11 protein-coding genes are annotated in these 12,168 nt (G+C 59.1%); 1 reads left to right on the top strand and 10 read right to left on the bottom strand.

Annotated features, from left to right (window positions below):
• Positions 1-331: 331 nt before the first annotated feature.
• The 10 genes from F8N66_RS10250 to F8N66_RS10205 form a co-directional block, all read right to left on the bottom strand.
• The gene (locus F8N66_RS10250; protein ID WP_150770043.1) at positions 332-2,431 is read right to left on the bottom strand and encodes an LTA synthase family protein; all 2,100 of its coding nucleotides are present in this window, start codon (positions 2,429-2,431) and stop codon (positions 332-334) included.
• A 266-nt stretch (positions 2,432-2,697) separates the two neighbouring features.
• A complete protein-coding gene (locus tag F8N66_RS10245) occupies positions 2,698-3,303 on the bottom strand; it encodes an START domain-containing protein (protein ID WP_150770042.1) in 606 nt (201 codons plus the stop codon).
• A gap of 41 nt (positions 3,304-3,344) precedes the next feature.
• Positions 3,345-3,599 carry a YkgJ family cysteine cluster protein gene (locus F8N66_RS10240; protein WP_150770041.1) on the bottom strand — a complete coding sequence of 85 codons (255 nt, stop codon included), beginning with the start codon at positions 3,597-3,599 and terminating at the stop codon, positions 3,345-3,347.
• Between the two features lie 165 nt (positions 3,600-3,764).
• Positions 3,765-4,232, bottom strand: coding sequence for a translation initiation factor 2 (locus F8N66_RS10235; protein ID WP_150770040.1), 468 nt, complete (start codon positions 4,230-4,232; stop codon positions 3,765-3,767).
• 99 nt (positions 4,233-4,331) lie between these two features.
• A complete protein-coding gene (locus F8N66_RS10230; protein ID WP_150770039.1) occupies positions 4,332-5,771 on the bottom strand; it encodes a PLP-dependent aminotransferase family protein in 1,440 nt (479 codons plus the stop codon).
• A 210-nt stretch (positions 5,772-5,981) separates the two neighbouring features.
• Positions 5,982-6,794: an OmpA family protein gene (locus F8N66_RS10225; protein WP_150770038.1), complete on the bottom strand. Its 813-nt coding sequence runs from the start codon at positions 6,792-6,794 to the stop codon at positions 5,982-5,984.
• Entirely contained in the window at positions 6,791-7,147 is a 357-nt protein-coding gene (locus F8N66_RS10220; protein WP_150770037.1) for a DUF4398 domain-containing protein, read from the bottom strand. Before F8N66_RS10220 ends, F8N66_RS10225 begins: the two co-directional genes overlap by 4 nt.
• Before the next feature lie 9 nt (positions 7,148-7,156).
• Entirely contained in the window at positions 7,157-7,981 is an 825-nt protein-coding gene (locus F8N66_RS10215) for a substrate-binding periplasmic protein (RefSeq protein ID WP_150770036.1), read from the bottom strand.
• A 204-nt stretch (positions 7,982-8,185) separates the two neighbouring features.
• Positions 8,186-9,115, bottom strand: coding sequence for an electron transfer flavoprotein subunit alpha/FixB family protein (locus F8N66_RS10210; RefSeq protein ID WP_096512851.1), 930 nt, complete (start codon positions 9,113-9,115; stop codon positions 8,186-8,188).
• Complete coding sequence (locus F8N66_RS10205; protein ID WP_007987229.1) at positions 9,116-9,865, bottom strand: electron transfer flavoprotein subunit beta/FixA family protein; 750 nt, start codon at positions 9,863-9,865, stop codon at positions 9,116-9,118. It lies immediately after the preceding gene.
• A 547-nt stretch (positions 9,866-10,412) separates the two neighbouring features.
• Between F8N66_RS10205 and F8N66_RS10200 the strand changes: the two genes are divergently transcribed.
• On the top strand, positions 10,413-12,077 hold the full coding sequence (locus F8N66_RS10200) for an electron transfer flavoprotein-ubiquinone oxidoreductase (protein ID WP_150770035.1): 1,665 nt from the start codon (positions 10,413-10,415) through the stop codon (positions 12,075-12,077).
• The last annotated feature ends 91 nt before the right edge of the window (positions 12,078-12,168 follow it).

The raw sequence follows: 12,168 nt of genomic DNA, 5'->3' as shown, positions 1-12,168 counted from the left end.
ATGTCTTCCAATACTGCTCCACTGCATGACCAAGACATGGCCCGAAAGCCATAGAGACAGGAACAAACCGACACTCATCCTTCGCACTGCCCGCCATCAACGGCGCTATCGCACTCGTCGGATCAGGCGGCAGAAGCAACTGTATAAAACGCCCAAATCGCAGGACCGTCTACTGTCAGAGTTGACAGGTATGTACCTTTATTTGCGGAACATCGCGTCCCGCAAATGCAAAAAAATCCGATGCCCAAATGGGCATCGGATCTTGTTTTTCGCTTTAAACAAGCAGGCGTAGAGGCTTGAGCGATGGGTTTCAGCTCAACCGGAGAGTGACTTAGTCCGGCTTGCCATCGATCACACCGGCGGTGTTATCGATCAGGCTCTTGGTCGCGGTTTGCAGGAACGCTTCCAGCTTGGTTTTCATCTCGGCGGTGCGCGGTGCATCCGGCACGACTTCGGCGTGCGGCTTGGCGCCCAGTTCGTACTGGTACATTTTCGGCGCCATGTCCTTATCCCGTGGCAATACCAGAATCTGGTCCGCGGTCACAATGGCCGTGGTCTGCTCGCTGCCCGAGGGCTTGATCACACCAAAACCGGTATCGCCTTCAGGCAGGTTGAGCAGGTCGCGTCCCCAGCACTGATGACGCACTTCGCCACCGATCCGGCCCATGATGGTCGGCACGATGTCGACCTGGGTACCGACCGTGTGGTCAAGGGTGCCGAACTTCTCCTGGATGCCGGGTGCGATCAGCAGCAGCGGCACGTTGAAGCGCCCCAGGTCCATTTCAGTGATCTGACGCTCGTTGCCAAAGCCGTGGTCGCCGACCACGACAAACAGGGTTTCCTTGAAGTACGGCTCCTTGCGCGCCTGCTCGAAGAACTGACCCAGTGCCCAGTCCGCGTAACGCATGGCGGTCAAATGTTCGTTCAGGCTGCCGCGATCGGTCACGCGCTCGACCGGCAATGGCGTCGGCAAGGCGTAGGGGGTGTGGTTGGACAGGGTTTGCAGCAAGGCATAGAACGGTTTCTTGTCCTTGCCGTCGCGGGCTTTCAACTCTTCCAGGCCACGGTTGAACATGTCCTGGTCGGACACGCCCCACGTCGGGTCGGAGAACACCGGGTTGACGAAGTCGTTACGCCCGATGAAGTTGGTCATGCCCTGGTTGCTGAAGAAGCCCGACTGGTTGTCCCAGGCAAAGTCGCCGTTGTAGACATACACGTCGTCGTAGTCACGGGCGCTGAGCAACTGCGGCAGGCCAGACAGTTTGTGACTGCCTTCGGGTGTCTGCATCAGGTATTCGAAACCCGGCAGGTTCGGGAAGCACGCCATGGTGGCGAACATGCCCTGGTGGGTGTGGGTACCGTTGGAGAAGAAGCGGTCGAACAGCAGGCCTTCCTTCGACAGTTTGTCGAGGTACGGCGTGATGTTGCCCGATGCGCCCAGCGCGCCGACCGAGTGACCGGCCATGCTTTCCATCAGGATCACAACGACGTTCTTGATCGGCAGGGTCTTGTCGGCCGGTGGCGTGTAGTCGCGACGCACCGCCGCGGTCTCGCCATCCACCAGTTTGTCGTCCTTCATCACCAGCATGTCGCGCACGGTCTGCTGCGCCATCGGTTGAGGCAGCGTGGCTTTCCAGATGTTGTCGCGATCTTCGGACATCCGGCTCTTCGCCGCAGCTACCAGGGACAGCGTGCCATTGAGGCCCAACTGGTTGGCGAAGTTGGAGTCGGTGGTGTAGACGTCACCCCAACGCATCGGCGGGCCCTGGCGCAGGGTGCCACGGGCGGCAACCACGCAGATCAGCAGCACCACCACGAACACCATGACGCGCGTGTACCAGGGCGCCACCTGGCGAGTGCCGATGCTGCCACCGCTGAAAGGGCCGCGAGGACGGGTCGCACGGTCCGCGCCCTTGAACGCCAGGCTGAGCAGCCAGGTGCCTACGGCCCACGCCAGCAGGTAGCGAACCACCGGAAAACCGTACCAGAGCATGCTCATCACGGTTTTCGGGTCTTCCTTCACGTACTGGAAGACCAGGCCGTTGAGGCGCTGGTGGAATTCACGATAGAAATCCATCTCCATCAGGCCAAGGAACAGCGCGATGCTGGAGGCTACTGTCAGCCACAGGCGGAAAAACCCGCGCGCCGCCATCGCCCGGGCACTGAACAGTGCCAGCAACAACGGAATGCTGAGGTAAACCACCAGGCGCAGGTCGAAGCGCAGGCCGTTGGCGAACGCTTCGATAAAGGTCGAGGCCGGTGTATCGAGGATCATTTCACGGTTGTAGACCAGCAGCGCGAGGCGCAGCACGGAAAACATCACCATCATGACCAGAGCACACAGCAGCGTGTAGGCCAGATGCGATTTGACGGTGGGTTGCAGCAGGCGACTCGAGGCTCGCTGCTGATTCAGGGCGTCCGGGATTGCCATGTCGTTTTAGGACCCATTGGAAGTTGAAGTTTCAAAAATACAGCTGCGCCCTGCCCTCTACTTGCCAGTACCTGGCGCGGGGTTTGCGCGGTGTGCAAATGTTGCCCGAACGATCACTGCATTACCATTCATTACTGGCAAGCCCGTCGACAGGGGGGCGAATTGTCTTGGACACATTGTGAAAATATTGTGGAACGTGCATTTGGAAACAAATTTTAAAAAAACGCCCCGAGCGAAGCGGGGCGTTTTTCGAAACGACAGGCGGGTTATTTTTCGGCGCGTTCTTTCAGGGCTTTCAGGGTATTGAACGGCGCATCGACCACAAACTTGTTGGCGACCATCGACGGGATGCTGCCGCCCGGTTCGGTATGCACCTGATACGTCACTTCGATCTGATCGCCCTTGGGCACGAACTTCCAGAAACCATCCACCTTGGTAACCCGTACGAAGCCTTTCTCTTCCGGCAGGTACTTGGGCACACCTTCGAGCTTGCGGGTCAGGCTGCCGTCGGCGCCTTCAACGGTGGTGACATGCAGCACCGAATCACGCGGAGTGACCGGCCACGGGGTATTGAATTGGGTGTAGGTCCAGCTCTGATCGCCTTCGTGCTTGAGCAACTTCTGGGTCTTGCACTCGTGAATCCAGGCACAGGCGCCAGGGACGTCTTCCTGCAATGCGCGCAACTTGGCCATGGTGGTTTTCATCAGGGTGACGCCTTGGTAAGCCTTGTAGTCGGAACCGGCCACTTCACTCAGGGACACCTTGATGCCGTCTTCATTCTTGGCGACTTTCCAGTCTTCGGCCTGGGCGACCGACGTAGCCAAGACAACCGTCAACCCACACAGCACAGCCATACGATGCAGCGAACCCATAGTCTTATTCCTTATTGTTGAAGTTCCGTTCGTAGAACACATCACGCGGCGGTCATTTGCTCCCACCAGCCAATCAGCCTGATGGCTTCTTCACTGCTGGCGCCGCACACCTCGACGTCGGCCTCGAACGCCGAGCAAACCGCCGGGCGCTCGGGTTTGCCGAAAATGCTGCACAGGTTGTCGGCGGACAATTGCAGGCAGCGTTCCCCGGCGGCTTTGCCATTGGGCATTCCGGGAATGGGCGAGCTGATGGATGGGGCAATGCAACAGGCGCCACAGCCTTCACGGCATTTCATGACGACGAGCTCCTCGCGACGGGTGATGTGTAAAAGGACGGGGCACAGAGTAACCGCTAAAACAGTTGTTTTAAATTGTTTCACCCGGGGTTTTTTCCCGGAAACAGGCGTGACCGGCCAGTCTCCGACAAAGCGTCGGCCAAACGGGTCACGGATGGGCGGGAATCAGCGTTTGAACTCGAATTCCAGTGCGGCGCCCTCGACTTCACGGCGCTCTTCGTTGCGCAGCTGCAACTGCATTTCGTTACTGATCAGCCGTCCGTTGAGCTGAAACTGGCTGCTTTTTTCACCGAACATTTGCGGCAACACCGGGTCGCGCTTGGGCAATGGCACGGTGCCGACCGGCTCCAATTCTTCGACCATGTCCTTGGGCAGGCTCAAATCCAGATTGGCTGAAGGCAGCTGGGTTTTCACCACTTCACTGGCCGGCTTCGACTTGGAGGCAACCGGTGGGCGCTTTTTCACCGCCGGGGCTTTCTGCTTGACCGGTGGCGTTTTTTTCGCGGGAGGTGTTTTTTTCGAAGGGGCGCTGGCCGCCGGTTTGTCCTGAACGGAAGCGGCCATCACGGCAACCGGCTGAGCACTGACGAACAGGCAGATCAAGAACCAGGCGACAGGAAAAATCGGTTTCATGGACCCAACGGCGCATTTCGCGCGAACGACAGAGGGGCCATATGCTCGCCTGTTGCAAGCGTCATGACAAGCGCGGGCAAGTGTCACCTGCCCGCGTCATCAAAAGCCGGTAGCCATTTCCTGGCACAGTTGGGTGGCCAGCATGCCCAGGGTCATCAACGCACGCTCCGCTTCACGGTTCCAGGGGATGCCGCAATTGAGCCGGATGCAGTGATTGAATTGCTCGGTGTTACTGAAGATCAGCCCCGGCGCAATACTGATGCCCTGTTGCAAGGCACGCACATGCAGTTCCTGGGTATTGACCCTGCCTGGCAGGCTCACCCACAAAATGAAGCCACCGGTTGGCCGCGTCATCTGCGTGCCTTCGGGAAAGTATTGCTGCACCGCCAGCTGGAAGGCGCTGAGGTTCTTGCGGTATTCCTGACGGATGTAGCGCAAATGCCGGTCGTAACCGCCGTTCTCCAGATAAGCGGCAATGCCCATCTGCGTTACGCTGCAGGCCGAATGGGTGCTGAAGGTCTGCAAGCGCTGGATTTCCTGCTGGAACTTGCCGGCGATCATCCAGCCGATACGCACGCCCGGCGATAACGTTTTGGAAAAACTCGAGCAATAGATCACCCGGTCCAGGCGGTCGTAAGCCTTGAGCGCCTTGGTGCGCCCCTGCTCGAACATCAGTTCGCCATAGATATCGTCCTCGACAATCTGAATATCGAAATCCGACGCCAGGCGCAGCAGTTGTTTCTGCCGCTCTTCGGGCATGGTCCCGCCCAGTGGATTGCTCAGGCGCGTGGTCAGCACCAGTGCCTTGATCGACCATTGGTTGGCCGCCAGTTGCAGGGCTTCGAGGCTCATGCCGGTGGACGGGTCGCTGGGGATCTCGATGACTTTGAGCCCCAACAGATCGGCCAGTTGCAGCAAGCCGTAGTAGGTCGGCGACTCGGCGGCGATCAGATCGCCGGGCCGGGTCAGCACCCGCAGTGACATCTGCAAGGCATCGACACAGCCATGGGTGATCACCACTTCCGACGGGTCGACCACCACGCCGGCATCGCGCATGCGGATCGCCACCTGTCGGCGCAGCGGCTCGAAACCGGGGCTGAACATGTAGCTGAATGCGCGAGGGCTATGAAAACGGGTGACCTTGGCCAATTGCTGATGCAGCGCCCGAACCGGCAGGTATTCGACACTCGGCACAGCGGCGCCCAGGGGGAACACCCCTTCGCGGCGGGATTCGACCAGTACCTGCTGGATGATGCTGCTTCGGGTCACCAGGCCCGGGCGTTCGACCCGGGCAATGTCCGGCGTCGGCGCGGTCAGGGCCGGTGTCTGGTGCACGTAATAACCCGACTGTGGCCGCGCGCGGATCAAGCCCTGGTCTTCGAGGTTGGCATACGCCTGCAAGACCGTGGCATGGCTGACATTGAGCTGCGAACTCATCTTGCGCACCGAAGGCACGCGCTCCCCCGGTTGATAGACACCCCGGCGGATATCTTCAGCCAGTTGCTGAGCAATACGTTGGTAGAGCAAGAGGTTGGTCATGACGCAGCACTCGATTTCACAGGCATTTTATTCTTGTAGAAAAGATACCGTAACAGTTTAGAAGTGTACTGGGACAGTTGCCACAATAGTCGACCATACAGTGCAGTGTCAGCAAAATCTGTACTGCTTGTGTTGAAAATGTGCAGTGATTGGCAGGCGTAAAAAAACCCGGCACTGACAGGCAGGCCGGGCTTTCCAGAGACGCAACCCTTAACGGGCGGCGCCGAGCTGGCCTTTTTCGTCGGAGAACACAATTTCCACCCGACGGTTCTGCGCGCGTCCCCGCTCGGAAGCGTTGGCGTCCACCGGGTACTCGTCGCCGTAGCCTTCGACCTTGATCCGCTTGTCGTCGATGCCCAGGTCCATCAACACGTCCGCCACCGATTGCGCACGGTCACGGGACAGCTTGAGGTTTTCCTGCTTGCCGCCGGTACTGTCGGCGTAACCTTCGATACGCACCACGCGCTTGGGGTTGAGCTGCAGGAACTGCACGATCTTCAACACCACGCGGTTGGCCGAGTTTTTCAACTCCGCTTCACCGGTGTCGAACAGCACATCGCCCAAGGTCATGACCAAGCCACGGTCAGTCTGCGTAGTGGCCAGCGCCACTATCTGCTCTTCGAGCCATTTGCCCTGTTGCTGCACACTGAGCAGCTTGGACTCGCGCAAGGCCAGTTGCAGGCGCTGGCGTTCCAGTTCGAGCTTGGCCGCGCGCTCTTCGTTGAGCACCTGATTGGTGTGTTCACGGGCAATTTCGCTGTAGCGCTGGCTCAGGTAAGCGTATTGCGCCACGTCCGAACTGCTGCCCCAGTAGCTGGACAACCGATCGGCACGGGCCAGGGACTCACCGGCGCGAATCACATCCTTGGGCGCGATGCGTAACACGTTGGCGTCTTCCTTGACCTTCTGGAAGTCGGCACCGGCTTGCTGCAACGCCGCTTCACTGTGCTGACCGGCACAACCGTAAAGGCTCGCGCAACCGGCCAGGATCAAACCGCCGATAACCTTGGACCCGAGGCTCATTGGGCATCTCCCAATTGCTTGCGCAGCCGGGCGATGCGGGTATTGAGCACGGTCAACTGTTCCTCGCTCTTGAGGGTCAGGACCCGGGCTTCAGCCAAACGCGCGTCCAGTTCGGCCTGCTCGGCCCGCATGCGCGCGTTTTTGAACGACTGATCCGCCATGCTGCCCTGGGCGCGCTTGTATTTGTCTTCGGCCAGTTTCATTTCCGGCACTTCATCGGCCGTGGCGCCCACAGCCTTGGCTTGTTCCAGCGCTTGCGCGGTGAGGCGCATTTGTTCATTCGGCGCCGGATCGGCTGCACAACCCGCCAGAGCCAGAACGGCCAGGGCAGCGAAAAGAGGTGGAATACTCACTAAAAATCCCTACTGTTTTGGGGTACTGACAGGATGTTTCTGCTGCGTGTCCCAACGCTCTATGTTGCGTTGCAGCACAGCTTCCGTCAGTCCGGACGCGGGCAATTCTGTCATCTTTTTGGCCAGCTGTCCGCGCAACCACGGATCGTTGCAGGCCGAGTTATGGGAAACCGCCAGAAACAATCCCGGCTTATCGACGGGTTGCGCCCGCGCAATCAGGTCGTTGGCCATGCCCAGGGTCTGCGCCATCGCCATGCCCGAGTAGCGCCCGGCCAGGACAAACTCCACCTCGCCCAACAGCAATTTCTGAAAGGCCTGGGTCAGATTGGACGTGCGGGTGAGGGTCAATTGCTGCTCGGCGAACGTGGCGAATGCCGAGGTCAGCCGGGACTTTTCCGACAAAGCGCCGGGATGACCATGAAGGTCCTGCACCTCGTTGTAGACCAGTGGCGAATCCTTGCGGGTCCAGACCAGGTAATCATTCTCCAGCAACGGTGGATGAATGTAGTCCAGGGTTTCCAACTCGCTGACCGACAACGAAGCATCGGCCAGCATGTCCATGCGGCCGCTGCGTACCTCCTCCAGTGCCTGGGAGCGTTTGCCGGCATACAGCAGCTCAACCTTGATGCCCAACTCTCCCGCCACTTGCTGCAACAAATCGGCACTGGCGCCGATCAGGTGCTTGGGGTTTTGCGGGTCTTGCCACAGGTAGGGTGGCGCATCCGGGCTGCCGGTCACCACCAGGCGCTCGCACTTGCCTGCGGCGATCGACAACGTTGGCAAAAGCGCCATTCCCAGCAGCATTGACCAGCCAGATACGCGACGCAGATCCATGGCACTACACTCCACTCAAAACTGGTTGTGCCCCCTGTAGGAGCTGTCGAGTGAAACGAGGCTGCGATCTTTTCAGGCCCGCTTGAATCCAAAGCGAAAGATCAAAAGATCGCAGCCTCGTTTCACTCGACAGCTCCTACAAGGGAAAAAGGCAAAAAAAAGCCCGACCAGAAGGTCGGGCTCTTTATAAGTGAAGCCGCCGGATTAGACCAGCTTCTCCAGCTCAGGGATCGCTTCGAACAGGTCCGCCACCAGGCCGTAATCGGCCACCTGGAAGATCGGCGCTTCTTCGTCCTTGTTGATCGCTACGATCACTTTGGAGTCTTTCATGCCGGCCAGGTGCTGGATCGCGCCGGAGATACCGACGGCGATGTACAGCTGTGGAGCAACGATCTTGCCGGTCTGACCGACCTGCATGTCGTTGGGTACGAAACCTGCGTCGACCGCGGCGCGCGAAGCACCGACGGCAGCGCCCAGCTTGTCGGCCAGGGCGTACAGGTGTTTGAAGTTGTCACCGTTCTGCATGCCGCGGCCGCCGGAAACGACGATCTTGGCAGCGGTCAGTTCCGGACGATCGGACTTGGCCAGCTCTTCGCCAACGAAGCTGGAGATCGCAGCATCGTGAGCAGCGGCAACGGATTCAACCGAAGCCGAACCGCCTTCAGCGGCAACCGGGTCGAAACCGGTGGCACGCACGGTGATCACCTTGACCGCAGCGTTCGACTGAACGGTAGCGATGGCGTTACCGGCGTAGATCGGACGCTTGAAGGTGTCGGCGCTTTCTACCGAGATGATCTCGGAGATCTGGTCAACGTCCAGTGCAGCGGCAACGCGCGGCAGGATGTTTTTGCCGTTGGAGGTAGCGGCAGCCAGGATGTGGCTGTAGCCCTTGCCCAACTCTGCAACCAGAGGAGCAACGTTTTCCGGCAGCTGATGCGCGTAAGCGGCGTTGTCAGCGTTCAGGACTTTGCTCACGCCAGCGATTTTCGCAGCGGCTTCAGCCACCGCGCCAGCGCCCTGGCCTGCTACCAGCACGTGGATGTCGCCACCGATTTTGGCAGCGGCAGCCACAGTGTTCAGCGTGGCCGGGGCCAGCACTTTGTTGTCGTGTTCAGCAATAACCAAGATAGTCATTTAGATTACCTTCGCTTCGTTTTTCAGTTTCTCGACCAGTTCAGCCACCGACTTGACCTTGATACCCGCGCTGCGTGCAGCCGGCGCTTCGACTTTCACGGTCTTGTTGGTGGAGGCGGTGGAAACGCCCAAAGCGTCCGGAGTCAGCACTTCGAGAGGCTTCTTCTTGGCTTTCATGATGTTTGGCAGGGACGCGTAGCGCGGCTCGTTCAAACGCAGGTCGGTGGTGACGATGGCCGGCAGTTTCAGGGAAACGGTCTGCGCGCCGCCGTCGATCTCACGGGTAACAGCTACGCTGTCGCCGCTGATTTCGACTTTCGAAGCGAACGTGCCCTGACCGTAGCCGCTCAGTGCAGCGAGCATCTGGCCGGTCTGGTTGTTGTCGCTGTCGATGGCTTGTTTGCCAAGGATCACCAGCTGAGGCTGTTCCTTGTCGACAACAGCCTTGAGCAGCTTGGCAACGGCCAGGGAAGTCAGATCTTCGGCGGATTCGACGAGGATGGCGCGGTCGGCACCCAGAGCCAGCGCGGTGCGCAGTTGCTCTTGAGCGGTGGACGGGCCCACGGAGACGACGACGATTTCAGTCGCAACGCCTTTCTCTTTCAGGCGTACGGCTTCTTCCACTGCGATTTCGCAGAATGGGTTCATCGACATCTTGACGTTGGCGAGGTCGACGCCGGAATTGTCCGCCTTGACGCGGACCTTGACGTTGTAATCCACAACGCGTTTGACAGCTACAAGAACCTTCATGGATTCCTCGTTACTCTCCGGTGAAAAGAAAGTCGCCTAGGCGAACCTGGCGGTTGATGCTCATCGGGCGCAAGGGCACCTCTAAAAACGCCGGCATTCGTGTCAAGTGACCATCGCTCACGATGCTTATGACCGTTCGTCAGGAGTGACTGACGAGTCATTCAATATCGCGGCGTGTAAACTGTGCGGCCAACCTGAACCGCGCATCACTTTGTACTGCCATCGCCCTGTCTTTAGAGGTGCTCTTGAAACCAACAGTCAGCCTACGGCGAGCGCAAAACCGCCCGTATCTTGACCGGAACACCTATTCCGGTCAATACGGCAAAATAGCCGTTCATAACCCGCGTGACTTTGATTTCTCTGGCTTTGAGCCAATTCAAACAAACGTTTGTATTGGACCCTGACAGTGGTGTAGATATAATGCGCCACCCAAAGAGAAAGGTGGTTGATCGATTGTCCGCTCCCGACGTTGCGCCGGGATTCATGGATGCGACACCGAACCTTAAAAATTAGAAAAAACTGTTGAGCCTTGAGTAGGAGATAGCCTGTGGAACGCGAATACATGGAATTCGACGTGGTCATCGTCGGTGCCGGCCCCGCTGGCCTGTCCGCCGCCTGCCGATTGAAGCAGAAGGCCGCCGAAGCCGGTAAGGAAATCAGCGTCTGCGTGGTTGAAAAAGGCTCCGAGGTCGGTGCTCACATCCTGTCCGGTGCCGTGTTCGAACCACGGGCCCTGAACGAATTGTTCCCGGACTGGAAAGCACTCGGCGCGCCGCTGAACACGCCGGTGACCCGCGACGATATCTTTGTGCTCAAGAACGCCGAAAGCGCGCAGAAAGTTCCAGACTTCTTTGTGCCCAAGACCATGCACAACGAAGGCAACTACATCATCTCCCTGGGCAACCTGTGCCGCTGGCTGGCCCAGCAGGCCGAGAACCTGGGCGTGGAAATCTACCCGGGCTTCGCCGCCCAGGAAGCGCTCTTCGACGAAAACGGCGTGGTACGCGGGATCATCACCGGCGACCTGGGCGTTGACCGCGAAGGTCAGCCCAAAGAAGGCCTGTACACCCCGGGCATGGAACTGCGCGGCAAGTACACGCTGTTCGCCGAGGGATGCCGTGGCCACATCGGCAAGCAGCTGATCAAGCGCTTCAACCTCGACAACGATTCCGACGTGCAGCACTACGGCATCGGCCTGAAGGAAATCTGGGAAGTCGATCCGGCCAAGCATCAGCCTGGCCTGGTGGTCCACACTGCCGGCTGGCCGATGGACATCATGGGCACCGAGAACACCGGTGGCTCATTCCTCTATCACCTGGAGAATAACCAGGTAGTCGTTGGCCTGATCGTCGACCTGTCCTACAGCAACACCTTCCTGTCGCCGTTCGACGAGTTCCAGCGCCTCAAGCATCACCCGGTGCTCAAGCAGTACCTGGAAGGCGGCAAGCGCATCAGCTACGGCGCCCGCGCCATCTGCAAAGGCGGCCTAAACTCGCTGCCGAAGATGGTGTTCAAGGGCGGCGCGCTGATCGGTTGCGACCTCGGCACCCTGAACTTTGCCAAGATCAAGGGCAGCCACACCGCCATGAAGTCCGGCATGCTCGCCGCTGACGCCGTGGCCGATCGTCTGTTCGCCGACTCCGAAGGCGGCGATGAACTCACGGCGTACGTCGACAGCTTCAAGAACAGCTGGCTGTACGAAGAACTGTTCGCCAGCCGCAACTTCGGCCCGGCGATCCACAAGTTCGGCGCGATCGTCGGCGGTGGCTTCAACTGGCTGGACCAGAACATCTTTGGCGGCAAACTGCCGTTCACCCTGCACGACACCAAGCCGGACTACGCGTGCCTGAAACTGGCGGCCGACTGCAAGAAGATCGACTACCCGAAACCGGACGGCAAGATCAGCTTCGACAAGTTGAGCTCGGTGTTCATCTCCGGCACCAACCACGAAGAAGAGCAGCCGTGCCACCTGAAGCTGACCGATCCAAGCATCCCGATCAGCAAGAACCTGCCGCTGTACGACGAGCCTGCCCAGCGCTACTGCCCGGCCGGCGTGTATGAAGTGGTGACCAAGGAAGACGGCGAGAAGCGCTTCCAGATCAACGCCCAGAACTGTGTTCACTGCAAGACCTGCGACATCAAGGACCCTGCGCAGAACATTACCTGGGTGACCCCTGAAGGTGCTGGCGGCCCGACTTACCCGAACATGTAAGCCGAACGCCAGAAAAACAAAAGCCCCGACTTGTCGGGGCTTTTGTTTTTCTGCATCTGAACTTGGCTCATGACTCGGCTAGCCCCTGTAG

The organism is Pseudomonas fluorescens (assembly GCF_902498195.1).
Taxonomy (GTDB): Bacteria; Pseudomonadota; Gammaproteobacteria; order Pseudomonadales; family Pseudomonadaceae; genus Aquipseudomonas; species Aquipseudomonas fluorescens_BU.
Note: the sequence above shows the minus strand (reverse complement) of the source record. Positions and strands in the feature narration are given on the sequence as shown.